Annotated in this window: 22 protein-coding genes and 2 pseudogenes; 6 read left to right on the top strand and 18 right to left on the bottom strand. The window is 59.2% G+C overall.

Features of this window, described 5'->3' with window-relative positions:
* Nucleotides 1-75 precede the first annotated feature (75 nt).
* Nucleotides 76-408, top strand: a complete 333-nt coding sequence (locus AO240_RS09550) for a DUF6124 family protein (protein ID WP_099236332.1) — start codon at nucleotides 76-78, stop codon at nucleotides 406-408.
* Nucleotides 409-817: 409 nt separating this feature from the next.
* A complete protein-coding gene (locus AO240_RS09545; RefSeq protein WP_099236331.1) occupies nucleotides 818-1150 on the top strand; it encodes a DUF6124 family protein in 333 nt (110 codons plus the stop codon).
* Nucleotides 1151-1278: 128 nt separating this feature from the next.
* On the opposite strand, the pseudogene AO240_RS09540 reads toward AO240_RS09545, so the two are convergent.
* The 4 genes and pseudogenes from AO240_RS09540 to AO240_RS09520 form a co-directional block, all read right to left on the bottom strand.
* Nucleotides 1279-1401 (bottom strand): annotated as a pseudogene (locus AO240_RS09540) (LysE family translocator); the annotation flags it as partial.
* A 117-nt stretch (nucleotides 1402-1518) separates the two neighbouring features.
* Nucleotides 1519-1821 (bottom strand): hypothetical protein, encoded by a 303-nt coding sequence (locus tag AO240_RS09535; protein WP_099236330.1) that lies wholly within the window; start codon nucleotides 1819-1821, stop codon nucleotides 1519-1521.
* Nucleotides 1822-2362: 541 nt separating this feature from the next.
* Nucleotides 2363-2782: a hypothetical protein gene (locus AO240_RS09525; RefSeq protein ID WP_099236328.1), complete on the bottom strand. Its 420-nt coding sequence runs from the start codon at nucleotides 2780-2782 to the stop codon at nucleotides 2363-2365.
* 199 nt (nucleotides 2783-2981) lie between these two features.
* The gene (locus tag AO240_RS09520; RefSeq protein ID WP_099236380.1) at nucleotides 2982-3347 is read right to left on the bottom strand and encodes a hypothetical protein; all 366 of its coding nucleotides are present in this window, start codon (nucleotides 3345-3347) and stop codon (nucleotides 2982-2984) included.
* Nucleotides 3348-3807: 460 nt separating this feature from the next.
* On the opposite strand from AO240_RS09520, the gene AO240_RS09510 reads away from it, so the two are divergent.
* Nucleotides 3808-4023: a hypothetical protein gene (locus AO240_RS09510; protein ID WP_099236327.1), complete on the top strand. Its 216-nt coding sequence runs from the start codon at nucleotides 3808-3810 to the stop codon at nucleotides 4021-4023.
* A 213-nt stretch (nucleotides 4024-4236) separates the two neighbouring features.
* Here the strand turns inward: AO240_RS09510 and AO240_RS09505 are convergent, their stop codons facing one another.
* Nucleotides 4237-5160, bottom strand: a complete 924-nt coding sequence (locus tag AO240_RS09505) for a LysR family transcriptional regulator (protein ID WP_099236326.1) — start codon at nucleotides 5158-5160, stop codon at nucleotides 4237-4239.
* Nucleotides 5161-5334: 174 nt separating this feature from the next.
* On the opposite strand from AO240_RS09505, the gene AO240_RS09500 reads away from it, so the two are divergent.
* The 3 genes from AO240_RS09500 (at nucleotide 5335) to AO240_RS09490 (ending at nucleotide 7912) form a co-directional block, all read left to right on the top strand.
* The gene (locus AO240_RS09500; protein WP_099236325.1) at nucleotides 5335-6345 is read left to right on the top strand and encodes an NAD(P)-dependent alcohol dehydrogenase; all 1011 of its coding nucleotides are present in this window, start codon (nucleotides 5335-5337) and stop codon (nucleotides 6343-6345) included.
* Nucleotides 6346-6720: 375 nt separating this feature from the next.
* A complete protein-coding gene (locus AO240_RS09495; protein ID WP_099236324.1) occupies nucleotides 6721-7221 on the top strand; it encodes an Hcp family type VI secretion system effector in 501 nt (166 codons plus the stop codon).
* Nucleotides 7222-7234: 13 nt separating this feature from the next.
* Nucleotides 7235-7912 (top strand): DUF4225 domain-containing protein, encoded by a 678-nt coding sequence (locus AO240_RS09490; protein ID WP_256585905.1) that lies wholly within the window; start codon nucleotides 7235-7237, stop codon nucleotides 7910-7912.
* A 488-nt stretch (nucleotides 7913-8400) separates the two neighbouring features.
* Here the strand turns inward: AO240_RS09490 and AO240_RS09480 are convergent, their stop codons facing one another.
* From AO240_RS09480 to glgA, 13 genes and pseudogenes are all read right to left on the bottom strand, one after another.
* Complete coding sequence (locus AO240_RS09480; RefSeq protein WP_099236321.1) at nucleotides 8401-10578, bottom strand: TonB-dependent siderophore receptor; 2178 nt, start codon at nucleotides 10576-10578, stop codon at nucleotides 8401-8403.
* Between the two features lie 183 nt (nucleotides 10579-10761).
* Nucleotides 10762-12255 carry a methyl-accepting chemotaxis protein gene (locus AO240_RS29130; protein WP_099236320.1) on the bottom strand — a complete coding sequence of 498 codons (1494 nt, stop codon included), beginning with the start codon at nucleotides 12253-12255 and terminating at the stop codon, nucleotides 10762-10764.
* A gap of 152 nt (nucleotides 12256-12407) precedes the next feature.
* Nucleotides 12408-13169, bottom strand: coding sequence for a PIG-L deacetylase family protein (locus AO240_RS09470; RefSeq protein ID WP_099236319.1), 762 nt, complete (start codon nucleotides 13167-13169; stop codon nucleotides 12408-12410).
* A gap of 175 nt (nucleotides 13170-13344) precedes the next feature.
* Nucleotides 13345-13494 (bottom strand): annotated as a pseudogene (locus AO240_RS09465) (glycosyltransferase family 2 protein); the annotation flags it as partial.
* A 54-nt stretch (nucleotides 13495-13548) separates the two neighbouring features.
* The gene (locus AO240_RS09460; RefSeq protein WP_099236318.1) at nucleotides 13549-14148 is read right to left on the bottom strand and encodes an SAM-dependent methyltransferase; all 600 of its coding nucleotides are present in this window, start codon (nucleotides 14146-14148) and stop codon (nucleotides 13549-13551) included.
* Nucleotides 14145-14903 (bottom strand): PIG-L deacetylase family protein, encoded by a 759-nt coding sequence (locus AO240_RS09455; RefSeq protein WP_099236317.1) that lies wholly within the window; start codon nucleotides 14901-14903, stop codon nucleotides 14145-14147. The genes AO240_RS09460 and AO240_RS09455 overlap by 4 nt, the downstream gene beginning before the upstream one ends.
* Nucleotides 14900-15898: an acyl-CoA dehydrogenase family protein gene (locus tag AO240_RS09450; protein ID WP_099236316.1), complete on the bottom strand. Its 999-nt coding sequence runs from the start codon at nucleotides 15896-15898 to the stop codon at nucleotides 14900-14902. Before AO240_RS09450 ends, AO240_RS09455 begins: the two co-directional genes overlap by 4 nt.
* Before the next feature lies 1 nt (nucleotide 15899).
* Nucleotides 15900-18056: a glycogen debranching protein GlgX gene (gene glgX / locus AO240_RS09445; protein WP_058411147.1), complete on the bottom strand. Its 2157-nt coding sequence runs from the start codon at nucleotides 18054-18056 to the stop codon at nucleotides 15900-15902.
* A gap of 131 nt (nucleotides 18057-18187) precedes the next feature.
* Nucleotides 18188-18457, bottom strand: coding sequence for a DUF2934 domain-containing protein (locus AO240_RS09440; protein WP_099236315.1), 270 nt, complete (start codon nucleotides 18455-18457; stop codon nucleotides 18188-18190).
* 24 nt (nucleotides 18458-18481) lie between these two features.
* The gene (locus AO240_RS09435; protein ID WP_099236314.1) at nucleotides 18482-21238 is read right to left on the bottom strand and encodes a malto-oligosyltrehalose synthase; all 2757 of its coding nucleotides are present in this window, start codon (nucleotides 21236-21238) and stop codon (nucleotides 18482-18484) included.
* Complete coding sequence (gene malQ / locus AO240_RS09430; protein ID WP_099236313.1) at nucleotides 21235-23319, bottom strand: 4-alpha-glucanotransferase; 2085 nt, start codon at nucleotides 23317-23319, stop codon at nucleotides 21235-21237. Before malQ ends, AO240_RS09435 begins: the two co-directional genes overlap by 4 nt.
* Nucleotides 23316-25061, bottom strand: a complete 1746-nt coding sequence (gene treZ, locus AO240_RS09425) for a malto-oligosyltrehalose trehalohydrolase (RefSeq protein WP_099236312.1) — start codon at nucleotides 25059-25061, stop codon at nucleotides 23316-23318. The genes malQ and treZ overlap by 4 nt, the downstream gene beginning before the upstream one ends.
* Nucleotides 25062-25080: 19 nt before the next feature.
* Complete coding sequence (gene glgA / locus AO240_RS09420) at nucleotides 25081-26637, bottom strand: glycogen synthase GlgA (RefSeq protein WP_099236311.1); 1557 nt, start codon at nucleotides 26635-26637, stop codon at nucleotides 25081-25083.
* Between the last annotated feature and the right edge of the window lie 200 nt (nucleotides 26638-26837).

The following is a 26837-nucleotide window of genomic DNA, read 5'->3' as shown; positions in this document are numbered from 1 at the left end:
CTACTAACCTGCGCACGGCTGCCACCCCTTTGTTTAGTAGCTCAGAGGTGGCGCCCCCAAGAGGGAATTCCAAGTATGTTCAAAATCACGCCTAACCCTCCGAGCGAGGCAGACCTGAAACTCAATCAGGCCGCGCATCGAGCGATAGACCGATACGTCAATCCAGAAACTGCCCCACCTTCGCCACCACCGGGTTTGTTCAGCGTTGCCGCTGACGCCAGCAGTGAAACCCTGATCGCCAACAGTTATGAAACCTTTTCTTCGGTTAGCACGTTGTTGCTGGACCTGTCGGAGGATTTGACCGGGAAACAGCGCGATGTGGCGCTGGCGATTCACCAATTGAGTGAGCTGGGGGTTTTGTTGATCGATAGGTTGATGGAGCGGGAGGCGGGTGTAGCGGGTGGCTGAACGTTCAACCCGCGTTGAGTGACGCGAGCGGGCTAGCGACTGCTTTTGTGTTTTGCAGGATCAGCACATTTCCTACAGCAAGCCGTGAAACGTCGAGGTTATAGGCGACAGCGCCTTGCTCCATTGCCTACGCTTGCGTCAGAATCGGCCGGCTTGTGCGCTTGAGTGGGCGTCTCTAAGGTTGCTCGGTCGCTGAAAACTCAGTGATCGGGTTTAGTAGCCCGAGTGACAACATAAAGTGCATAAGCCTCATCTCCCAGATGCTCTTGTCTGTGCTTGATGGTGGCTGTGCGCAGGGCGCCCTCGGGCGCGCCGGCTTTGTGTGTTTCCCCGGTCTACTAACCTGCGCACAGCTGCCACCCCTCGTTTAGTAGCGAAGACGTGTTGGCCCTGATCAGGTACAACACACATGTTCAAAATCACGCCTAACCCTCCGAGCGAGCCAGACCTGAAACTCAATCAGGCCGCGCATCGAGCGATAGACCGATACCTCAATCCAGAAACTGCCCCACCTTCGCCACCACCGGGTTTGTTCAGCGTTGCTGCTGACGCCAGCAGTGAAACCCTGATCACCAACAGTTATGAAACCTTTTCCTCGGTTAGCGCGTTGTTGCTGGACCTGTCGGAGGATTTGACCGGGAAACAGCGCGATGTGGCGCTGGCGATTCACCAACTGAGTGAGCTGGGAGTTTTGTTGATCGATAGGTTGATGGAGCGGGAGGCGGGTGTAGTGGGTGGCTGAGTTTTAAATTGGATAACCTGACGATTCGGTAGCGACTGCAAAAAACTCAGTGCTTTTGCATCCGATAGTCAGGTCGCCAAACCCTATCACCAAGTGCATTAACGACAGAGCAAGCTTCGTCTAGTCGCTCAAGCCCTCCGCGCCAGCAATAACACCGTCGCCGCCGCTGACAACAAGCCCGCGCAGCATCGATTGAACATCCGCCTGCCACGCGGCTAGGCGAACCAGCGGCGCATGTGTAGGCCCATATAGTAGGCCATGGCGGCTCCGGGTTCGGTTCGACTTTACGTCGAGAATAAGGCCTGTGGCGGTTGGACAATCCGCGCGTTGAAGTCGCATTGACGCCAACGCGCGTGGAGCGTTTAAAGCTAGCTAACAGGCGTTACGGGTGTTTCTTCGGTATCCGAGACCTGCGCACGTAAGCGTCGACCGATTACCTCCAGCAAGTCACAGCCATCACGCAGTGGAATAGCGACCAACTGCGCAAAGTCGGAAAGCACGACGGCGTCGGTTTCCATTTCGCTGCGATAGGCGATGTTTTCCATCACCTGCGTCACGGTGCGAATACGGTAATCGGCCATCGCTTGCAGCACGTCGAGCGGTGCTTCTGAATCAATCAACAGAGAGGCAGGAACCAGATCGATTCCAGTCAGCGGGATATATCTTTCCATCTTTGAAGCTCCGATAAATGCAGCGATTAACCGCCACTCACTCGTCGCCAAACGATAGGGTGGCAGCTGTACGCAGGTTGGCGAACCGGTATCGGAGAACCCGGCAGACCCGAAGGTCTCCCGCGCACAGCCGCCATAGGTAGCAGCTTTGCGAACGTGCAACAGCATCTGCAAAAAAGCGCAGTGCTTTTGCATCCGATAGACAGGTCGCCAAACCTGATCGCCATGTGGGCGACGGGGCGGACTATAAGCGTCATTGCATTCGGGGATCAACCTAATAGGTGTAAGCAATGCGGGTTGAGCGAGGTTGGCGTGGTCTCTCAGGCTCGACGGGATAGCAATGACTGAGTGGCCTCAGCTGACAACATCACGCGCAGTACTAACTCGCTTGCCACGCGGTTGCCCGGGCATGAGGAGTTATGGGAGGAGGGCGGCGAACATCAGGATGCGTCGAGCGACGAGATAGTCGTGGTTTTGCCAACCTTCGTTCATAAAATAATTACTCACTGTCAACAGAGAGCGGCAAACCATACCGATTGGATTAATCGTTTGGGGTGATTTCATAAGGTACATTGGCGACAAAGAAATTAAGCCAACTGTCCTTCCACTCGGGAACCCCCAGAGAAAACGTTTTGCGCGCCTTATCAAACGTGATCCAGGTGATGGACAATTCGCCCTCACTTTCATACGGCGAGCGCATATCCAACGTTGAGACAGCGTAAAGCGGTGTTCGATATACGTCCCTCGGACGCTTCGTGTCCACGACCCTGAGGAAAGCCATATCGTGAAAAGGAAACAACACGCCGCCAAGGGTCACACTTTCAAGCAGGTAATCGCCATTAGGGCTACGCAGCGTAAAGTCCGCAGCACCATTCACTTGCCTGAACAGCTCAGCACCAGCCGCAAAAACCATCACGATAACGGCAACTGCCAAGACCTTAAGCTTTTTCGAGATAGTCATTTGATACCAATCACCGCAGACGTCGGAAGCTTCTTGTACAGAATATCGGAATACACAGTGTAATCACCGCCAACGTTGTACCAATCCCGGCTTTTCTGGAAGCTATCGATCAATTCCATGCAGTTACGCAAGATCAAAAAAACCGGCCTCGCCCCGTGCACATTCGATGACGGAGGGGCCAGGTTCTGTAAGCATCAAATTAGGGTTTCGCCTTGTCGGTGATGCAAGGCTTCAAGCGATCAGCATCCGTGCCACTATCTTCGCTTCTATCGATGTCGCCGTTCGCATCGAGGTAGATATGCGTTGTCGGCCATTTTGGGGTGATGTTGACGCAGTGGTTGCGAGTCTTTTTCCCCCACCAGTAGAACTCCATAAAAAAGCTTTCATCTGGAAATATGTGGCCGAAGTCCATCGAGGTTTCGCCGGGGTACAGACCTCCATGACCGCTTCTATAGATCCTGTTCTCCGTGTTCCAAACGACGCCAAGATTCTCTGTGGCTTCCTTTGAATAGTGGACTGTTACAGTGGGGGTTGCGACATACCAAAATGCAAACGGTGAGAGCATCAGTAAGACGACGGCAAAGATCCGCAGGTAGCTAATTGGTTTCACATTTATGCTCACGATTCAGTGACGCTAATGCCGGCGTTACTCACAAACGTGTGGTCTTGCCCCTTGTTCGTGAAGTGCCAGCGCAGCGTGCGGTTGTTCTGACCAGACAGGAAATTAACGCCTCGATGGCCTGTGAGTTCGTCGAGCGTTTGCGGTTGGCCGTGCTGGTGCAAATACTCGGGCGCAGCGCGCAGTCGATGCCTTCGCCGATCAGGTCAACGGCACGATTTGTCACGCCCAGTACCAGGTTAATGCCTGGGAAAATTGCCACAAAGAAACATTATGTTTCAAATCTCTGAATCCCTTAGCGGCTGGATCTCTCCGGGCGACTGCGCAACTTCTTGCGTAGTTCAATCAGGCTATCATTTACAGCCTTACAACCCATGAAAACCCCCATCACTAAAGGACCAACACGATGCGTAAATTCTGGCGAGTATTGGCGGCTTTGCTTTTCGCCATTTCGATACTGGGTGCGTTGCTGTGGATGGGCGGTGTTGCAGGGGCGGTAACCGGAGGTGGGCGGAATACCAATGATATTGAGTTTCTCCTGACTGCAGCGAAGGTGCTGTTTATCTTGAGTCTGATTAGCGCGGCGTTGGCCTTTTTCTGGCCAAAAAAAGCCAAATTATAAACCGAAGAATTTTAAGCTCAAAAACGGGCTTAATTAAGTACTCATTCTCAGGCGTCACCGACTTGATAAAACTAAGGCCTGCCTATCGGCAGGCCGTTACCGGCCCGCACACAAAAAATCTGACACTCTCCCGACGCCCACCTTTACCCTCAACCGCAAGTTGCCCGCTTTTGCTTCAAGCGTCCTGCCAGCCCAAAAATCCCCACCACATAATTACACCGAGGCTTCCTGCAACCACGCACCCTGCAACTGCACAAACCGCTCCTGCAGCCATTCAACAAAAACCTGCACCTGAGGCGCCAGGTGCGTCCTGCTCGGGTACACCACCCACACTGGCCGTGGCGCTGGGCGATAAGGCCGCAGAATCTCCACCAGCGCGCCGCTGTTCAGATGCTCAGCCACGGTGATGCCGGGCGCCTGAATAATGCCGAAGCCTGACACGCCACATTGAACGTAGGCGTTCGATTCGGTGACGGTAATGCCGGCGTTACTCACAAACGTGTGGTCTTGCCCCTTGTTCGTGAAGTGCCAGGGCAGTGTGCGGTTGTTCTGACCAGACAGGAAGTTAACGCCTCGATGGTCTGTGAGTTCGTCGAGCGTTTGCGGTTGGCCGTGCTGGTGCAAATACTCGGGCGCAGCGCAGGTGACCATCGTGGCCATCGCGATTGGGCGCGCGATCAGGCTGGAGTCGGGTAAGTCGCCGATGCGCAGCGCGCAGTCGACGCCTTCGCCGATCAGGTCAACGGCGCGGTCGGTCACGCCGAGTACCAGGTTGATGCCTGGGAAGGCGGCGGTGAATTGTTTAAGGCTTCTTATGAGTTCGATTTGTGCGAAGGCGGTCGGGATGTCGATGCGCAGGCGGCCGCCGAGCGTTGCGCCGCTGCGGTCGAACATGGTGGTGGCGGCGGCTATGTCGGTGAGAATTTCTTGTACGCGCTCATAGAATCGCTCGCCCTCGGCGGTGAGTGCGACTTTTCGCGTGGTGCGCTGAAACAGGCGCACGCCCAATGAGGTTTCCAGCTCCTGGATGTAGCGGGTGACTTGTGGCCGCCCGATGTCCAGCGACTCAGCGGCTTTGGTGAAGCTGCCGAGCTCGGCCAGCCGTGCGAACAGTCGCATTGATTGCAGCAATTCCATGGTGTGTTCCTTTACGCCTGGCTGACTCAGCCATGGCTGACGCTGATTGTTGTTTCAGAATAGAACAATCATGTCTTTTTGCGCGCATTTATTGCGCGCTTGTAAAGGTGAAAGATGCGCTCAAGGCGGGCCGGTGTCGGTTTGCGATCATTGACGTGTATGTGGAGATTCACCATGAAAGCCTGGTTATTGAAAGATTTCGGACTCGACAATTTGCAGCTTGGCGAGACAGCGACCCCACAACCCAAGGCTGGCGAGCTTTTGGTCAAGGTCGGCGCCGTCTCGCTTAACTTTCGCGACAAGGCCATCGTTGACGGCATCTATGAGCCGCACACGGTGCCCAAGCCATTGATTCCGGTCAGCGACGCCGCAGGCACGGTGGTTGCGGTGGGCGAGGGCGTCACGCGCTTCGAGGTCGGTGATCGGGTCAATTCGCACCTGTACTCGCGCTGGCTGGACGGCGAGCCTGGCCCGAACGAGCCGGATTACTGCTTTGGCTCGCCGTTGCCGGGCGGTTTGGCCGAATACATGATCATCCACGAAGACAGCGCAGTCGGCGCACCCGCGAACATGAGTGACGAGGAGGCGGCCACATTGCCGATCGCGGCACTCACCGCGTGGTATTCACTGGTTGATTTCGGGCAGATTCAAGCCGGGCAAACCGTGTTGGTTCAGGGCACTGGCGGTGTGTCGATATTCGCCGTGCAGATTGCTACCGCGCTTGGCGCGAAGGTGATTGCAACGTCGAGCAGTGATGAGAATCTGCACGCGGTTAAGCGTTTGGGTGCAGTGGCGGGCATCAATTACAGGACCACGCCGAACTGGGCAGACGAAGTGCTGAAACTCACCGAAGGCAAAGGCGTCGACCTCTTGCTCGATGTGGCTGGCGGCAGCGGTATCAATCAATCGGTTGCCGCAACCAAGGCATCCGGGCGTATTGCCCAGATCGGTTTTTTGACGGGGCAGACGGTCGAGCTCAACCTGATGCCACTTATATTCCGCCAGACGACCATTCGCGGTATCGCGGTGGCGCCACGCTCATCGTTCGACCGGATGAATGTGTTCCTTGACCAACACGCTATTCGCCCTGTTATTGATCAGGTGTATCCGTTTGAACAGGCTCGTGAGGCCTACGAGCATTTGGCGAAGGGGGCGTTTGGGAAGGTTGTTATCAAGGTCGGTTGATACGAATGAAGGCGCCGAAATGGCGCCTTTTTTGCAGACGTGGAAAAAGCGTGCGTTGCAGCATCTGATTCACGATTGACCTGAGGCTTTTTGTCTACCCGGCCGCATAATTTTCAACCGCCCACATCGCGCATCTCGTCTCTACCGCTCGGGGTCAGCGGGAGCAACAAGCAAAGTTTTACTTAAGCTAAAAAAATCAAGGTTTTTGACTTGCGCGACAACAAGCTGTTTAGCCAAGCCTTCGCCCGACTCTTTCGCCCTTGTTTTGACATATTTAGTATGTCTTTTTTTAGTATGTCTTTTCGGAAGTCTCCTACAGCTCGATTAAAATCTTATCGTAATAAGATGCTGGGCTAACTAAAAGGAGCGCGATAAATGGCTAGCCACAGCTACATGACTATTACCGGAAAAAAGCAAGGTTTGATTTCTGCTGGTTGTTCTGGTCAAGAATCTATTGGGAATAAATGTCAGGCTGGCCACGAGGATGAAATTATGGTGCTGGCTTACTCTCATAATATGGCCGCTGGTAGTGACGGCAGCACGTTGGGTGGCAATGGTAAACATATGCCAGTCATCCTTACAAAGAATATTGATAAATCTACACCGTTGCTAGCCAGTGCACTTCATGAGGGCGAAGAGGTTGAGTGTAGAATAAATTTCTACCGCATTTCAGCTGCTGGCTTCCAAGAAAAGTATTTTACGGTGGTTTTAATTGGAGGGCGTATTGCAAATTTGAGTGTTCAAGTCCCGCACGTCATCAATATGGGCGCCGCGCAGCCGCAGGAAATTGTTGCTATTAGGTATCGGGAGATTAGTTGGGTGCACCATCAAGCGAGTACGAGTGCGTACAGCGCTTGGGGTAGTAGAGGTGAGTGAGCCGTCGTGTGATATGAATGATGTGGCCAATGCTGCCTCTGACTTGGTGACATTAGGGTGTTCAATGGGCGCTATGAACCTCCATGATGGTCGTGCTCAGCTTCAATTTAGCGCAAGCGTCGCCCATTATGTAAATGGAATTATAAGCGATGTAAGTGACGGAGTAATAAGTGCTTGGGACGGCGTGCAGCAAATGATGGCAGAATATACTGAATTGTCCTCTGAAGCCCTTTTCTATGCTCAGAACGGTATAGGGGTTGCTGCTGGCGCCATGCAGGTTGAAGTAGGGTTCGCGTTTACAGGGGCGTCATACGGAGTGGCGGCACCAGTAGGTGCATTATTTGTTGTGCACGGCGTTAATAATATTTATGAGGGTGCAGCGAATATCTATAATGGTCCTGCTGCAACACCAGCACAAGGCCCTATCAGAAGTGCCTACCAATCTTTTTTGGGGGATGATTATGACGAGAATGTGGCCTATGGAACCATTGACTTGCTTTTGTCTGCAGGTGGCATGATGCGGCTAATACGCAAGACTGATTCAGTACAGCTTTTCAGGCACGATCCGCTTAATTATCAGTCAGCCTACCAGGGGGCTGGGAAGTTGGCTTTGCTTTTCGAGGCGTTAGTCGATTCAATTACGGTTAACTCTATTCTTTCAGAAGAAAGGAATAGAGCGCAGCATCAGTGACGTAGTATGTAATGGTTATGGCTACCACACATTGCGTAGTCTAGGAATATAAAAAATCAAGCCGGCGATAGTCAGGGAAAGGAACACAATACCGCTGGTAACCCAATAAGCTGTGCCTGTGAGGGGAAATATTTTTTTTATTCCCCACATAATGATAATTGTGTAGCCCATAGAGCATCCGATCATAATCAGTCCTAAACTAACTAAGTATCTTATCGTGTACATGCGCTACACATTTCCTTGCTGAAGATCCAGGAAAAGCAATATACCTTAGATTCATAAGGTGCGTGCAACACTGGAATCAACAGTCCGTCGTTAAAGTAGGAAATATCTGTAGCTTGTTTCGTATTTTGCAGATCCGCCGGGTATCGACTTGCTACACACACGCGGCCGTAGCCGGATTATCACTACTCTGTGAGGAGAATCGCTAGGTTCACGAAGGCCGCGAGTGAAACTGTAAAAACGGCGCATCCTTGCACCAGTCCAACTTAAAAACTGTACTTTGCACTCAACATCATATTGCGCGGGCTGCCGTAGGAATCACCGCCATAGCTCACCGAATTCGAGATGGCCTGGTAATAGCGGCGGTCGAAGATGTTATTGGCGTTAAGTTGCACGTCCAAATGCTGGTTGACCTTGTAGCCAGCCATCACGTCGGTAACGGCGTAGCCGCCTTGCTTGAGCCGGTATTGGCTGCCATCGGCCAGTGCGATGTCGTTGTACATGCGGCTTTGCCAGGAGACGTTGCCGCCTACACGGAGTTTTTCCAGCGGGCCCTGGAAGTGGTAGCGGGTGGTGAGTTTGAACAGGTGCTCGGGGGTGTCGGTGTCGAACTGTTGGTTGACGTTTTGCGGGTTGGCGGCGTCCTTGATGGTGTGGGTGCGCGCGTAGGTGTAGCCACCGCCCACCTGCCAGTTTTGCGTCAGCGCGCCTTGCAGTTCGAGGTCGATGCCTTGGCTGCGGATTTCGCCGGAGGGTTGGTAGCATGCGGTCTGCGGGCAGTTTTCGACGAACACTTGTACGGCGCGGTTTTCCTGGTCGACGCGGAACAGCGCGAGGCTGGCGTTCAAGGCGCCGTCGAGGTATTCGCCTTTGATGCCGACCTCGTAGTTTTTGCCGACGATGGGTTTAACCGGTGTGGCGGAGGTACTCTTTTCGGTCTGCGGGGTGAAGATGTCGCTGTAGCTGGCGTAGACCGAATGGTGTTCGTCCAGGTCGTAGATCAAGCCTGCGTATCGCGTGAGGTTGCGTGTGACCTTGTAGTCGCCGTCGCCATCACGGTTGTCGTAGTCGTACCAGTCCAGGCGTGCGCCGAGTATCAGTTTCAGCGGGTCGGCCAGGCTCAGGCGCGTGGTGACGTAAACGCCGTCCTGGGTGGTGACTTCGCGCGGGTTGTCGGTGCGCACGAAGTCGGGTTTGCCCGCCGTCAGCGGCCAGTTGCTGTCGTAGGGGCTGTAGTTGTGCGTGGTCATGTCGTAGATGCGTTTGCTGGCACCCACGACCAGTTCGTGGGTGCGCCCGAATGCCTGGAACGGGCCGCTGGCAAAGGCATCCACACCGGCCTGGTTTTCATCGAAGGCCGCTTGGTAGACGGTGCGGGCCAGTGTGTTGTTAACCCAGCGCGATTGATAGGAGCCAGAGAACACGCCGTTTTGTTCGGCGTAGTTGGCGTTGACCTGAAGGTTCCAGTCATTCGCCAGGCGCTGACGGAGCTCGGCGAAGACGGTGTTGATCTCCTGGTCTTTATTCTCCCAGTCGGTGCCTGGGTTGTAGGCGCGCGACAGGTTCAGGTGATGGCCGTCCTGGCCGATCATCGACGAGCCCCAGAAGTAATTGGTTTTGTCCTTCTGGTGCGAGAAACCCAGGGTCAGCGTGGTGTCGTCGCTCAAGTCGGCTTCCGTCACCGCATAGAACAGGCCGTGATCTTCGGTCACGTTATCGATAAAGCTGTTGGCGTCGCGGTAGGAGGTCACCACCCGGCCACGCAGTGTGCCGCTGTCGTTAAGCGGGCTGGAGGCATCGACCTCGCCACGGTAGTCGTCCCAACTGCCGGCGGCGCCGGTGAGGGTGACTTTCTGTTCGTCGAGTGGCCGCTTGCGGATCATGTTGATGGCGGCTGAAGGATTGCCCGCACCCGTCACCAAGCCGGTAGCGCCGCGTACGACCTCGACGCGATCAAACATCGCCAGGTTCGGCTGTGCGCCGATTGTGGCGCCGCTGTAGCCGCTCGGAATGCCGTCATACATCAGGTTGTCGATGTCGAACCCGCGCGCTGTGTATGACTGCCGCCCCGGCCCGTTGGAGAAATTCAGGAACAAACCGGGCGTCGCTTTTACCACATCATTGATGCTGGTCATCGCCTGGTCATCCATGCGCTGACGCGTGATCACCGTGACCGATTGCGGGGTTTCACGTTGGGTCAGCGGGAGTTTGGTCGCAGTCGACATCGCGCCAGTGGTGTAGGACTCGGAGCCTTCAGTAATGCTGCCGAGTTGGCTGCTGGTGATCTCGGTGGCGCCCAGTTCCAGCGTGGCCGCTTTGGCGTTTTCCGGTGGGCTACTGATTTCTTCGGCGAAGGCCGGCGCCAGGCTGGCCATGCATATAGCCATCGCCAACAGATCGCGAGCGGGGCGGAAGGTGCGTGGCGGGGTGGTGCAAATCGACATGACGGGGCTCTGTATTGATAATAATTATAAGAATCATTACCAACAAGTATGTCAGGATTTGTTACCGCGAAAAAGCCCGCCAAGCAAAACCGGCCTCAGATGTCGGGCCGCGGTGAGCGCCTTTATGGTGGGGCCGGTCAAGGTTTATCGGGATGTATGATGAACCTCGCAGCGTTTTAGCGGTTACTGATGAAACCTGCGCCCCAACGCATCCAGGCGCACCGCAATCGGCGGCAGCCGTTCACTGCTGCGCGCCAGTGTTTCCACGTCGTCCGCCGTGCTCTGCGCAACGCTTTGCACAGACTGCAAACGGCCCACGATCTCTTGGTTCGCCATTGATTGCTCGCGCGTAGTGGTCACAATCTGCCCGTTCAATTGATCGATATGCGCAATGTCGCTGCCCACCGCTTGCAGCATCTGAACCGCCATTTGGCTGTCTTGCACGCAGCGCTCTACGCCTTGTTGGCTGTCGTGCATGGCCTGGACCGCGTCACGGCTGCCTTGTTGCAAGCCCTCGATGATCTGTTTGATTTCCTGGGTGGAAACCGCCGTGCGCTGGGCCAAACTGCGCACCTCATCAGCCACCACGGCGAAGCCACGGCCTTGTTCACCGGCGCGCGCGGCTTCGATGGCGGCATTGAGGGCGAGCAGGTTGGTTTGGTTGGCGATGCTGCTGATCACTTCGAGTACCGAGCCGATTTGCTCCGCCTGGGTCGCCAAACCCTGCACGGTTTGGTTGGTACCGTTGATGCGCGCCGCCAACTGGGTGATTTCTTGCTGCGCACGGCCGACACTTTCCTGGCCGCGAATAATTTGTTTGCTGGCTTGGCCTGCGTGTTCGACCGCGTGCTCGACGTGTACGGTGATGTGGCCCATCGCGTCTTCCATGCGCTGCATCGAATCGCTCATCTGAGTGATTTCCGCCAATTGATGCCGTGCGCCTTTTTCCAGGGTGCCGCTGGCGCTGGCGAGTTCCTGGCCGAGTTGGCCAAGGCCTTGGGAGTCGCGGGTAACGCCGTCGATCAGGTGGGTGATTTGTTGCAGGAAATGGTCGAAACGTTTGGCAAGGGACACGTGCACCTTGCCTTCACCCTCGGCGTTTTCGACGGTGAGTTGGGAGGTCACGGCGAGCATCTTTTCGAGCATTTCCTGGCTCTCGACGGCTTCGGCGTGGCTATGAATGGCGAGGTAGAGCAGGGCGACGCTCTCCATCACCACGTAGAACGCGTGGAGGAACACCATGCTCCAGCCGCCGTGATGTTCCATTACAAACACCGGGAAGCCTTGGTGTTGCAGAACGTGAAAGACCACGTGGTGCACCGCAATGGTCGCCGCAGCCACCAGTATCGGCAGCCAGTCGCGGTAAAACGTCAGCACCGCGAGCAAGGCGAAAATCCCGAAGTGCGATTCGATCATGCCCCAGGACTGGTTGATGTGCAGGGCGGCCATCACCATCAAGCCGGCGCCGAGCAAGCAGCGCATCAAGCGAGTGCCGCTGAGCGCGCGGTAGAGCGCCGTCAGCACCACGCTGGTGCCACCGCCGACGATCACGGCCTGGATCAATGTGTCGTGCCAGAACGCCAGCCCGAGTGAAAACCCGAACATCAGCCAGATCAACGCCAGCATGATGCGATCGGCCTTGCGGTAATGCGCCAAAAAACGCGTGTGGACAGGCATTCACTCATACTCCGTGTGGTCGAGCCATCAACAAAGCATGCGGCGTGCCACCATGGCCCGCAGGTGCTTTGATCGCACCAGCTTATCGGCCTGCCCGATGGCGACTTGAGCCTTGCCGCTGCAGGCTTTTACACGCGGTAATACGCCACGCGCTAGGCAAACACGATTTCATACGGTTCGCGTATGCGCTCCAGCAGCTCTTGGGCAAGCATCGGCGCCAGGCCGATGTGTGGGTCACCGGCCAATTGGCTGGCGTACGCGTGGGTGGCGTGAAGTTTGCGCGCGACGCCCCAGCTGTCCAGGCGGATTTTGCGCGCGCGTTGCCAGGGGATCACCGCGCCTTCGCGCACCGGCCGGTGCCAGGCCCACACCGGTAATTCATAAAGCCGCGCGCCCAGCAGGCTGCAGGCTTTGGCGCTGGCGCGGCCGACGGCCTCGTGGTCGGCTGTACCGTCGTTGCGCCAGGTGGTGAACACCACGTCACCGGTGTGCAGGTAGCGCGCAATAAATTGGCTCATTGGCTGCTCACAGGCGGCCAGCGCATCGTCGCGAAAGCCGCCACGAATCCACTTCAGGCTGTGCAACGGCATGCCCAGGCGGCGCAGCGCCTCGGCACTTTCTTGCGGGCGAATCACGCTCAGGCGGCTGGCAGGCCACGTGCGCGAACCCGGATGGCTGGCGCTGCCATCGGTCAGCGAAATCAACAGCAGCGGGTGTTCCAGGGTGCTGAGCACTTGCAGCAAACCACCGCACACCACCACCTCATCGCCTGGGTGGGGCGCAATGATCACTACGCGTGCGCCTGGCGGCACCAGGGTTGAAGGGGCAATGGTGGGGATTTGCGCCAACTGCGGCGCGCTGTTCCAGATTTGCGCGGGGGCGCGTCGACCATCGCTTTCGGCGGCAGGTTTCATGGGTGTCACATCCTTGTAGAGTGATGCGGGGCCGTGCTCTATGTGCGGCACGACGCTCGTTTAGTCACTGCAGGCTCCGCTGCGGTGATTAGCGGCAGTCCAACCATGGATTGCGCGCAAGGCCTCTACAGCATAGCCAGGGATTGGACACTCTTACATGTTGTAGCGCCGATTTTCACGGTGCTTGCGTCAGGCTCTTCAGGTAACCGCCAAAACCGCCTTGGACGCGGCAGTCCAGGCGGGCGCTGGTGATGACTTGCGGGGAGTGGCGCCAGGCGATGGTGGCGCCGCAACGCTCCAGGTTACGCACCCATTGCACATCGTCTCGGTACGCTCGCCTAACAGTGCTTCTTCGTTATGCCCCGGCATCAAATGCCGATCATCGTAAGCCTTCAAAAATCGCTACCGAGGTGCCGTCGCGGCTCCACAGGTCGAGCAAAAAATCACTTTCGTGATGCTGCACCACCGGCTGTATGCCCAAGCGCTGTTGCAGCAAGCCATGCACCTGTTCGGCGGTTTGTGGGCAGCCCTCAATGGTCGGGCGCCAGTGGCAGGCGAGCAATTGCCCGTTGTCGGTCAGGGCGGCGAGGGCACGATCAATCAGGCCGTGCAGGTCGTTGGCGTCGAGGTAATAACACAGCTCGCTCAACACGATCAGCTCGAACGAGCCCGCTGGCCATTGTTCGGGTAAACGACTTTGCTCAACCTGGGCATGGCCAAACCCCGCCAGGCGGGCTTTCGCCAGGGCTACGGCGGCGCTGGCCGTGTCACAACACACCAGGCGGTCGCAGCGCGGCGCCAATTGCGCACTCAGCTCACCGTTTGCGCAACCGGGCTCGAATATAGACGCGTAATGTGGCCGGGTCAGCGCCGCCAGGGTCAGCGCGCGTTTACGCTGCTCGTACCAGCGTTGGCGAAAGGCCCAAGGGTCGTCATTACCGGCAAACAACTGATCGAAATACGGCGTGGCCACGCTCATACAAACACCACTTCAAAGGGTTGCAGTAGGCGCTCCACCACATAGGGCGCGAGTACGGGGGGCAGGCCGATCTGCGGGTCGCCCTCCAACTGGCTGGCGAACGCGTGAATGGCATGGCGTTTACGCGCCACCGCCTCGGGTGCCAGCGGGATTTTACGCGCGCGGTGCCAGGGTACTTTGCTGTCTTCGGGGGTTGCCCAGTGCCAGGTCCATACCGGTAATTCGTAGACCGTGGCGCCCACTGACTCTGCGGCTTTTGCGCTGGCGCGGCCGACGGCTTCGTGGTCGCAGTGGCCGTCTTCACGCCACGTGGTAAACACCACGTCGTTGGGTTTGAGGTGGCGCTGGATAAACGCGACCAACTGCTCTTCGCGTGCGGCTACCTGGCTGTCGCTGAACCCTGCACGCAGCCATTTCAAACTGTGCAGCGGCACACCGAGGCGGTGCAGCGCTTGCGCCGATTCCTGCGGGCGCACCACACTCAAGCGCTCCACCGGCCAATGTGTCGAGCCTGGGTGACTGGCGCTGCCGTCAGTCACCGAGATCAACTGAATCGGCCGGTCGAGCAGGGCCAAGCCTTGCAACAGGCCGCCACACCCGAGTACTTCATCGTCCGGGTGGGGCGCGATGATCACGGCGCGATGCCCCTCGGGCACCAACTGTTCAACGCTGACGTGCGGTAACTCGGCCATGTGCGCCGAGGCCTGCCATTGATGCAGTGGCGTGCCCTGGCCGACGATTGGATTGGGTTTCATAACTGCCACCTCCCTGCGCCGTCTTCGGCAACTTGCTCGCCCAAGGCGGCCAGGTCACGTTCAGCGTGGCTTTGGCGCACATACACCGGCAAGTCCGCCATCAGTTGAGCAAACTGCGGGTCTTTGCAATAAGGCCCGGCACCGACTGCGCGGCCGACATGGCGCATTACCTGTTCAACACTGTCTTCGACGCACGCGCGGGCGCGCTGAGCCCATTGGCGAGCATCCGCCTGGGGCGCGCGGTCAACCTGCGCCGCGCAGTCGCGCAACACACAGGCCGCGCTGTTCAGCACACTGTCGACCGCGCCCAAATGCGCGAGCGCATGCGGTTCGGGGCGCTTGGCGCACTGCTCACGCAGCACCTCTGCCAAGCGTTGCGCGGCGCCGTACCAGCACGCCGCAATGCCAATGCCGCCTTGCCAGAAGCCGGGGCGGGCGAGGTAATCGCCCGGCCCGCCGACGGCAAAACCTTTGGCGCCACTGAATACAACTTCAACGCTGCCGGTGGCCGCCATGCCCACGGCGTTCCAGCCTTCATCTGTCACGCTCACGCCGGGCTGCTGCATATCGACCGCCACCAACTGCTGGCGGTCCTCCTCATCCCAAGCGGTCAACAAGCCGTGACTGACCACCGCCGCACCGGAACACCAAGCCTTGCGACCGTCGATGATCATGCCGTGGCCGTTACGCCGCACACGCACTTTGGCGGTCGGCGGTTCGGCGGCCCACGTGCCCCACACGCTGCCCAAGGGCGGCAGGGGGCTGTCGAGTTCAGCCATGATCGCCAAGGCATCGGCATGCCCTTCGAACAGCTTGCACAGGCGCAAGTCATGCGCTGCCACTTGCGCCAACACCCTGAAACGCTGCAGCGTTTGACCGCTGCCGGGTAACGGCAGCTGGTCCAGGCCTTCTTCCTGAAGGGCCTTCAGGGCATGACCCAGCGCTTGCGTGTCAGCATAGCCGGGTGTGCCTTGAAGGAATCCGTGCAAGGCCATTTCACACCTCGTCGCGCTGCAGTTCAAACAACAGCAGCGAGCGGCCGGTGACAGCGTACTCGTGCTCGAACTCAAAGCGTTCCTGGCCCAGCACGGCCGGGTCGTTGGTGTCGAGCATGCAGGTCCAGAACTCACCCTCGGGCACTGGCGGCAGGCGGAAATTGACCATGTCGTGGTGGGCGTTAACCACCAGCAACAAGGTGGCGTCACCGCCCGCTCGACGAATACCGGTTTCCTGCGCGCGACCATCCATCAGCATGCCGAGGCAGCGGCCGTGGCTGTCTTCCCATTGTTCGGTGCTCATCTCATCGCCACTCGGCGCCAGCCAGGTGACGTCCTTCACGCCGATGTCTTCGTTGTAATCGCCCACGAGGAACCGACCACGGCGCAGAATCGGGTAAGCCATGCGCAGCTTGATCAGGCGTTTTACAAACTTGAGCAGCGCCTTGCCGTCGTCGTCGAGTTCCCAGTTGACCCAACCAATCTCACTGTCCTGGCAATACGCGTTGTTGTTGCCGTGCTGGGTGCGTGCGAACTCGTCACCGGCCACCAGCATCGGCGTGCCTTGGGCCAGCAGCAGGGTGGCGAAGAAGTTGCGCATTTGACGCAGGCGCAGCGCGTTGATTTCCGGGTCGTCGGTCGGGCCTTCGACGCCGTGGTTCCACGACAGGTTGTTGTTGCTGCCGTCCTGGTTGTTCTCGTCGTTGGCTTCGTTGTGTTTGTCGTTGTACGACACCAGGTCGTGCAGGGTGAAACCGTCGTGGGCGGTGATGAAGTTCACCGAGCTGTAAGGCCTGCGGCCACGGTGGTTGAACATTTCGCCGGAGGCGGTCATGCGCGCGGCAAAGTCTGCGAGTTGGCCGTCGTCGCCTTTCCAGAAGGCGCGCACGGTGTCGCGGAAACGGTCGTTCCATTCCACCCAACCCGGCGGAAAGTTACCCACCTGGTAACCACCTGGGCCGCAGTCCCACGGCTCGGCGATCAATTTAAGCTGGCGCAGCACCGGGTCTTGGCGGCAGGCCACGAGGAAACTGTGACGCTCATCGAAGCCCTCGCGGTAGCGGCCGAGGATGGTCGCCAAGTCGAAGCGGAAGCCGTCCACGTGCATTTCCGTGGCCCAGTAACGCAGCGAGTCGGTGACCATTTGCAGCACGCACGGGTGGCTCAGGTCGAGGGTGTTGCCGGTGCCGGAATCGTTGATGTAAAAGCGCTTGTCGTCGGGCATCAGGCGATAGTACGAGGCGTTGTCGATACCGCGCATCGACAGGGTAGGGCCGCGCTCGTTGCCTTCGGCCGTGTGGTTGTAGACCACGTCCAGAATCACTTCCAGCTTGGCGTCGTGCAGGTGCGCAACCATCTCCTTGAATTCGGCGATCTTGCCACTCGCCAGATAGCGCGGGTCGGGGGCAAAAAACGCGATGCTGTTATAGCCCCAGTAGTTGGTCATGCCTTTTTCGAGCAAGTGCTGGTCATTGACGAACGCATGCACCGGCAACAGTTCGACGGACGAAATGCCCAACTGGCGGATGTGCTTGAGCACGTCTGCTTCCATCAAGCCGGCGCAGGTGCCACGCACCGATTCGCCCACCGAAGGGTGGCGCATGCTGATGCCGCGCAAGTGGGTTTCATAAATAATCGTGCGGTCCCACGGCACGCGCACCGGCTGGTCGTTGCCCCAGGTGTGCGCCGGGTCGATGACCTTGCACTTGGGCACGAAGGGCGCGCTGTCGCGTTCGTCAAAACTGAGGTCATCATCGGGGTGGCCGATGGTGTAGCCAAACAGCGCTTCAGACCACTTGAGTTCGCCGACCAACTGCTTGGCGTAAGGGTCGATGAGCAATTTATTGTGGTTGAAGCGATGGCCGTTGGCCGGGTCATACGCACCGTACACGCGGTAGCCGTAGATCAGCCCGGGGTGGGCGTCGGGCAGGTAGCCGTGGAAGGTTTCATCGGTGTATTCGGGCAGTTCGATACGCTCCAGCTCAACTTCGCCGGTGTCGTCGAACAGGCACAGCTCAACCTTGGTCGCGTTGGCTGAGAACAGCGCAAAGTTAACGCCAAGGCCATCCCAAGTGGCGCCAAGCGGGAAGGGCAAACCTTCACGAATCCGCGACGGCTCGTTTTCCGGCGTCGTTTGGCTTTTTTCTGGTTTGCTCATCAAATTGCTCCTGCAGAGGTATTTATTCGGGCCGAACGGGACCGTGCCGACGATCTTTCAGCTGACGCAATGGGTAGTGGAATGGCCTCCTGCCGACAACCGCGGAAGGAGGCGGTGAAAAGTTGCGAGTATTAAGGCTTGGGCTTTTTTGGAGCTGCTGGTTTTTTAGCGGCCGGGGGCACCGGTTTGCTCGCGACCGGCGCGGGCGGCTTGGCTTTTGCCGCAGGCTTGGGTGCGGTTTTCGGCTTGGCGGCTGCCTTGGGTTTACTCGGCGTCAGCGCTTCGGCTTCTGCCAGCTTGCGCGCCATTTCCCAGTGACGTGCATCTTCACCGTGGGGCTTGCCTTCAGATTCCCAGATCTGATGCGCTAGTTCGCGAACGCGTTTGTCTTCAGTACTCATCAAAATGCTCCTCGCAGAAAATTTTCAGCTTTCTTGATCATCAGGATTGATAAAGACATTGACCGGGAAATCCCCCAGGGCAGCGCTGATCAACAGCTCCTTGTCTGGTGTGACTGCGCCTGTGTGAAAAAGTCCCTTCCAGTTTTGTGTTGTGGCGGCGAACGGTAATTTCACCCGGGTATCGCCCCAAACCTGCGCATTGATCTCAGGGTACACGCCGTTTTCCAGCAGCTCATGTGACCAGCGTGGCACCACCACCAGCACGCGTGTGCCCTGATGCTCGCGGCAAAAAGCGACCACGTGTTCGGCGTGTTGGCCGACCACTTCAAGTGGCGTGTAACTGCCACGCTGGAACAGCTCGGGTTGGGCCTTGCGCAAGGCCAGCACGTGGGCAATCAGCGCCTGTTTGATGCGCCCGTCACGCCAGTTGAACAACAGCTCACCCACGTCCGGTGGTGTATCCAACGCCTGTTGCCGCGCGTTGAAATCCACCGGGCGGCGGTTGTCCGGGTCGACCAGGCTGAAGTCCCAGAACTCATCGCCCTGGTACAAGTCCGGCACACCCGGCACGGTGAGGCGAAGCAAGGATTGCGCCAGCCCGTTAACGGCGCCCGCCGGCGCGATGGCCTGCGCGGCGCTGTTGATGGCGCTGCGCAACGGTTGCCCCTCATCGCTGAGCAAAACGCGAGACAGGAAGGCTTCGACGCCTTGTTCATACGCCTCGTTGGGCGCGCTCCAACTGCTCTGCAACTTGGCTTCGCGCAGGGCCTTTTGTTGCCACTGCCACAGCCGCTGTTGATAGCCGTCAAAATCCTCGCCCTGGTCCAGCGGCCAGCTGCCCAGCAGCACTTGGTACAGGATCAACTCATCGCCTGCCGAGGGCGTGCTGGCGTCGTTGCGCAACGGCGCAGCAAGCCTGCGCCAGTCTTCAACCTGTGCGGCGTACCACGGCGCGCATTCGCTGAGCACGGCCAAACGTGCGCGGGTATCTTCGCCGCGCTTGTGGTCGTGGGTGGCGGTGGCCAGCAGGTTGTCAGGGAACGTCTCCAGGCGCTGCTGGTTGACGGCGTGAAACGCCTCCACGGGTGCGCTGAATTGCTCGGTGCTGAAGCCTACGTCGTTGCGCGACAGCAGCACGGCCGAGCGGTAAAACGCGGTGTCTTCCACGGCCTTGGCGGCCGCCGGCGAGGTCAGTTGCTGGAAGCGCACACACGCATGCTTGAGCATCTTGCGTTCACGGCCCACCGGGCGATTGCGCCACGGCTGGCCGCCCAGCCATTTTTCCAGGTGGTCGAGCACTGGCCAGTCGCCTTCGCTCAAGGTGCTGCGGGCACCGGCCAACGCCTGCAGGAAAAACACATCGTCGCGCTCGCTGCGGCCCAAGGCGCTGATGTAGGTGCGGTACACCGGAAAGTGCACGATCAGTTCCTGCAAGGCGCGACGTATCGCGCCCAACGTCAGGTCGCGGGTCATCACGTCATCGCGGGCCACTTGCAGCAGGGCTTGGGCCACGCTTTCGAAGTCACCGGCCAGCGAACCGTTGAGGATCTGCTGGCGCGCCAGCCACGCCTCTTCGATAAACGCCGAAGGCCGCTCGCTGTGGCGGGTCCACAATTCGGCCAGCGGCTCAAAACCATCGGGATGGTGTTGCAGCAGCGACAGCTGATTCATGAACTCGTAGCCGGTTGTGCCGTCCACCTGCCAGTCTTCACGCAGGGTTTCGCCTTCACCGAGGATTTTTTCAACGAAGATCGGCAAGTGCCGCTCTGGTGAGAGTGAATCGACGCGACGGCGCAACTTGCGGCAATAACCGCGTGGGTCGGCCAGCCCGTCGATGTGGTCGATGCGCAGACCGTCTATCAGGCCTTGGCTGATCAGCTCGAAAATCTTGCCGTGAGTGGCTTCAAACACGGCGGTGCGCTCTACGCGCAAGCCGCCCAGCTCATTCACGTCGAAAAAGCGCCGCCAGTTAATGTCGTCCGCCGCGGTGCGCCAGCTCGCCAGGCGGTAGGCCTGTTGCTCAAGCAGCGCGTGCAGGCGCGTGAAACCGTCGGCTTGGCGCCCGTCAAACTCAGCCAGGCGTTGTTGAATGGCGCGCAGCACCTCGCCTTCGGTGGCGCGTTCGGCCAAGGCCTGCTTGAGCCACGCCGCTTCGTGATAAGCGTCGTCCTGGTAGGCGAGGGCGCTGAAGCGCTCGGCCAACGGTTTGAGCAAGTCATCACCGCCCAGAATAGAAGCGTAATCACGCGGGCAGATCGGGAAGCGGTGTTCGTAATGCTCGACGTAAAACGCCCCGTGCGCGGCGTCGAATTGCAGCACCAAGGCGCCGCTTTGCAAAGCTTCGCCATAATCGCTGCCGAGGAACGGCATCAGCAGTTGGCCCTTGAGCAACGGGTCGGGCGAGTGCCACTGAATGTCGAAGAACTCGCTGTAGAGGCTTAAGCGGCCCCATTCCAGCAGGTCCAGCCACCACGGGTTATCCGCGCCGCCGACCGCCATATGGTTGGAGACTATATCGAGGATCAGCCCCATATTGTGTTCACGCAGCGCGGCCACCAAGCGGCGCAGCGCAGGTTCGCCGCCCAGTTCGGGGTTGACGCTGGTCGGGTCGACCACGTCGTAGCCGTGCATCGAGCCTGCGCGGGCGCTGAGCAGTGGCGAGGCATACACGTGGCTGATGCCCAGTTGGGCAAAGTACGGCACCAACGGCACCGCGTCATCCAGGGTGAAACCTTTGTGAAATTGCAGGCGCTGGGTAGCGCGCAGAGGCAGTGCTTTCATCGATCACGCTCATAGGCTTGGTTGCGCGCGACGGCCAGCAGTTCGAGGCGGCGAGCGGCGCCGGCGTTGTCGAGCAGGCTGGCAGCCTCGCCCGGCAGGCGGCGGCGCCAGTTAGGGTGGGTGTCGGTGGTGCCGGGCAGGTTGGCTTGTTCTTCAACGCCCAGCGCATCTTCCAGCGGCAGCAATACCAGCGGTGCACGGGTATGGCCCAAGTAGCGCACGCTGGCATCGATCACGTGGTCGGTGTCGTTGCGGATTTCATCGACGAAGTTCTGCGGGTCTTCGCTCAAGGCCTGGCGCAGCGCCTGACGCTCGCGCAGGCGCTGTTCGCTCCATTGCTCCACGGTAGGCGCGTCGATCAGGCCGAGTTGGATATTCCACTCGATGTCGCGGCTGTGCCACCAGCCATTAAGGGTCGGCAAGTCGTGCGTGCTGGTGGTCGCCAGGGCATTGTCCGGCCAGTCGAGGATCGGCGTGAATTGGCCATCGTGGCCTTGTTCGAAGAGCAACACGCGCATGCCCAGAATCGAGCGGCCGCTGAGTTTTTCGCGCAGGCCATCGGGCACGGTGCCGAGGTCTTCACCGAGCACGATGGCCTGGTGGCGATGCGATTCCAGCGCCAACAGGCGCAACATGTCGTCCACCGGGTAATACAGGTAGGCGCCTTCACGCGGCGAGGCGTCCATGGGGATTACCCACAGGCGTTGCAGGCCCATCACGTGGTCGATGCGCAGGCCGCCGGCGTGGGCGAAGTTGGCGCGCAGCATTTCGATAAACGCGCGAAAGCCGTTGCGCTTGAGGCCCTCAGGCGAAAACGCCGAGATGCCCCAGCCCTGGCCCGCGCGGTTGAGAATGTCGGGCGGTGCGCCGACGGTCAGGTTCGCGAGCAACTCATCTTGCCGGCTCCAGGCCTGGCTGCCACCGCCGTCGGCGCCCACGGCCAGGTCGGCGATCAAACCGACGCCCATGCCGCTGCCCCGCGCAGCTTGTTGCGCGCGCTCCAGGCAACGCGCAATCAGCCATTGGCAGAAGGCGAAGTAGCCGATTTGTTCACGATTGTTCTCGGCGAACTCTGCCAGTGCCGGGCTCTGCGGGCTGCGCCATGCCTCTGGCCAATGGCGCCAATCGAGGTCTTCACCGGCGGCGGCGCGAACCGCTTGTACCGCTTCGAAGCGGCAATGGTTTTCCAGCGCTTCGCCACCGGCCTGGCGGAAGCTCAGGAAGTCGGCGTGTTGCGGGTGCTGGCCTTGGCGGAAGCCTTCATACAGCGCGCGCAACAGGCGTTGCTTGGCGCTGGCAGCGGCGGGCCAGTCAATCAGCGTGTGTTGTTCAAGGCTGTGCAGCTCTTCGGTCAAGCCGAGGGTTTCGACAGCGTTGCGCACTTCGCGCTCACCGAGGATGCACGCAGGCGAGGCGTACAAGCTGTTTAGAAACAGCCGGCTGGAAGGCGAATATGGGCTATAGCGCGAGGTATCGGCGCTGAACATCGCGTGCATCGGGCTGATAGCCAGGGCGTCGGCACCGCGCTCGGCGGCGGCACGCACCAGATGTTCCAGCGCCAGGGTGTCGCCGAAACCGCCGTCGCCGAGGCGGCGCAGCGCATACAGTTGGGCGCTCAAGCCCCACGCCCGCGCAGGTTGGCTGTCAGCCGCTTCGCCCACGCTGTAGCAATGGGTGGGCGCAACCGCCAGGGTAAAGGTCTGGTCGCCGATGTGCACTTGATGGTAGCCAAGGGCGATGACGCCTGGCAGCACGGCGTCACTGTCGAGGCGTAATTCGAGGCTTTCGCCACCTTCCAAATTGACCCGGCACAGCGTGTCGGGTTCGAAGTAGCGCGCCAGGTCAAGGCCTTCGCCACTGTCGACGGTCATCAGCGGTGGCAGGTGTTTGTCTTGTTGCACCTGCTCCATTTCAAGCAAGCTGGCGTCGATTTCGGCATCGGTATCCGCCGGGTGGCCGAGGCCTTTGAGCACGGCGCGTAGAGCCTCGGGTTTTACATGTTGCGGGCGGCCGTTTGCGTCGATCCAATCGACGGCCAGGCCCGCGCGACTGGCGAGTATTTCCAGATTCGCTTCGCTCAAGAGTGCTCTCCAACAGGGAATAAGGCCACGCGTGCACTGAACGGCGCGAGTTGCGCGCCACCCGTGGCAGGCGTTTCAAATAGCAGGTGTTGCGGCGCGGGGTGACTGAGCGGCGTTGCGCTCAAGTTCAGGTCAATCTGCAATACGCTGCCATTGCCCAGGCGCCAGCGTGCAGTGACGGCGCCGTCTGCCAGCACCTGCGCACCCAACGCCACAGTGCCCGGCAAGTGCGGCACGATGTGCTGGTGACGCAGGCTCAGCAGGTGGCGGTAAAGCTGCGCGTGTTCGTTCTCGGTCAACGTGGGCGTTGACTCCAGAAACGTGGTCAAGGCGTTTGGATCAGGAATACGCTCACGCCGCTCCGGGTCCTGGAACGCGGCAAAATCCGCAAACTCGCTGCGTCGGCCTTCGCGCACGGCCTCGGCCAGTTCACCATGGTGGTCGGTGAAAAACAGGAACGGTTCGCTGGCGTTGACTTCATCGCCCATGAACATCAATGGAATCATCGGCGACAGCAGTAACAAAGCGGTCGCAGCTTTCAGCGCCTGCGGCGAGCAGAGTTGGTGCAGGCGTTCGCCAAAGGCACGATTGCCGATCTGGTCATGGTTCTGCAAAAACAGCACGAACGCACTCGGCGGCAAGTGCCCGCTGGGCTCGCCGCGCATATGGCCATGGCGAGTGGCGTGGCCCTGATAGATAAACCCTTCGCTCAGGCAGCGCGCCAGTTTGGCGGTGGTGTCTTTGGCAAAATCGCTGTAGTAGGCGTCGGTTTCGCCGGTCAACAGCACGTGCAGCGCGTTGTGGCCGTCGTCATTCCACTGCGCATCAAATGAGTGTTCAAGCAGGCTGGCCTGGTTGAATTCGTTTTCCAGCACCAGCCACACATGGCGGCCGGTATCTGTTTGCTGGCGCACGCGCTGCGCCAGCTCCTCTAAAAAGCCGGGGTTGTCGATGGCGTGCACCGCATCCAGGCGCAAGCCGTCGAAGCGGTATTCCAGCAGCCACATCAGCGCGTTATCGAGGAAGAAGTCGCGCACTTCGCGCCGATCAAAATCAATGCCCGCGCCCCAAGGCGTGTGCACGTCTTCTTGAAAGAAGCCTTTGGCGTATTGGCCGAGGTAATTGCCGTCGGGGCCGAAGTGGTTGTAGACCACGTCAAGCATCACCGCCAGGCCGTGTTCATGGGCGCTGTCGATCAACTGCTTGAGCTGTTCGGAGGTGCCGTAGGAGGCTTGGGGCGCATAGGGCAGAACGCCGTCGTAACCCCAATTACGCTCACCGGGGAATTGCGCCAACGGCATCAATTCAATCGCGGTGACGCCCAATTCGGCCAGGCGTGGCAGGTGCTGTTCAACGCCTGCGTAGCCGCCCAGCGCGCCGACATGCACCTCGTAAATCACCGCTTCGTGCCACGGGCGGCCTTGCCAGTTGCTGTGTCGCCATTCGTAGGCGAGGGGGTCGACGACGACGCTCCAACCGTGCACGTCCGCAGCCTGAGCCCTGGAGGCCGGGTCGGGAACGTCCATTTCGCCGTCGATGTTATAGCGGTAAAGCGTGCCCGCCGGGCACTGTATTTCGGTCTCGAACCAGCCATCTGCCTGAGGCAGCATGGCGATCGACTTGCCGTTTTCCAATTCAACGCTGACATAAAACGCGTCTGGCGCCCACAAGGCAAAACGCGTGTGTTGCGCGTCCAGCATGATTGCGCCGTGGGGCCAGGTTTCCAAAGTCCGTAACGGCATCTATGAAGACCTCCCTTGATTAACTAGCCGATTTCCCCAGTGCTTTAGCCACAAGCTGTTCGTACAGTTCAGCATAGGGTTCCACCGCTTGGCTCCAGTTGAAAGGCTGGGTCATGGCGCGGCAGCGCATGGCGTTGAGCAGGCCGGTGTTGGCGAACACCCTGAAGGCGCGGCTCAGCGCTTCTTCGTAGCTTTGCACCGTGGATTCATTGAACAGGAACCCGGTCACGCCATTCTCGATGGTGTCGGCCAGGCCCCCGGTGTTGCGCGCTATCGGCAACGAACCGAAGCGTTGTGCGTACATTTGGCTCAGGCCGCAAGGCTCATAGCGCGATGGCATCAACAGGAAGTCGCTGCCGGCGAACATGCGCCGCGCATCGGTCTCATTGAAGCCAATACGTACGCCAACCTGGCCGGGAAAACGCAGCGCCAGTTCACGCATGGCGTGTTCTTCTTCCGGTTCGCCACGGCCGATAATGGCGATCTGGCCGCCGTTCTCGACGATAAAACTGGCCACCGCTTCAGTCAGGTCCAGGCCTTTTTGATAGACCAAGCGCGAGACCACAGCGAACAACGGGCCGCTGGAGTCATGCAGGCCGAACAGCTCGCGAACGTGCGCGGCGTTAACCGCCTTGCCTTCCCAGTCGCCGATATTGAAGTTGTGGGTCAGGTGCGTGTCGGTAGAGGTTTCCCAGCTTTCATCGATGCCGTTGGGAATGCCACTGAGCAGGCCTTGCTGGGTCTTGCTGGCCAAAAAGCCATCAAGGCCGCAGCCGAATTCCGGCGTGGTGATTTCCTGTGCGTAGGTCGCGCTCACGGTGGTGATGTGGCTGGAGTACGCCATGCCGGCCTTGAGGAACGACATCTTGCCGTAGAACTCCATGCCTTCCTGTTGCAAGGCATGCGGCGGAATGCCCAGCTCAGGCGTCGACGCCAAGCTGACCACACCCTGGTAGGCGAGGTTATGAATGGTGAACAGAGTGGGAGTGCGTGAGCCACGCCAGTGCATATAGGCAGGTGCCAGGCCAGCAGGCCAGTCATGCGCGTGCACCAGGTCCGGGCACCAGTGGATCTGCGCGAGGTTGGCGGCCATGTCGGCGGCGGCAAGGCCCAGGCGGGCGAAGCGAATATGGTTGTCCGGCCAGTCGCGGCCGTTGTTGGCACCGTAAGGTGTGCCTTCGCGCTCGTAGAGTTCAGGGCAGATCAGTACATAGATGACCAGGCCGTCCTTGAGGTCCATGCGCCCGATCTTGCACGGCGGCAGCGCGGCGTGGCCGCCCAACTCGCCAATGATATGAATCGGGTTGTCGCTTTCCATCACCTGCGGATAGCCGGGGATCAGCACCCGCACATCGTGCAGGTGCGCCATTGCGCGGGGCAGGGCAGCGGAGACGTCGCCCAGGCCACCGGTTTTCACCAGATCGGCGAATTCGGAGGTAACAAACAGCACTTTCTTGCGATTAGGATTCTGACTCACGATCGGCCGCACAGTGTTGGGCAGGTCGGCCAATGACGTAGGCCCCCCTACCGGCTGACTAAAACGCTCTCCCTGAGTATCTACTGCGGCACTGATCATAATGCTCTCCCACGTTTTGGTGGGCTAGTGGCCCGCTGCCACTAGCTCCGATGACCGCATCCTGCGGCCAGGCGCGCAAGCGCTGTACAAATCTGGCAAGGCTTATGCCAGTTGCACGGCAAGCAGAAATAGATTGGATGGACGGGCATTTCGCGAAACGCGCGTGCTCGCCTCCCTTAAAACTGGACCTATGGCAGAGT

The organism is Pseudomonas sp. ICMP 460, assembly GCF_002723595.1.
Taxonomy (GTDB): domain Bacteria; phylum Pseudomonadota; class Gammaproteobacteria; order Pseudomonadales; family Pseudomonadaceae; genus Aquipseudomonas; species Aquipseudomonas kitaguniensis.
The sequence above is the reverse complement of the archived record's forward strand: the minus strand, read 5'-3'. Positions and strand labels throughout refer to the sequence as shown.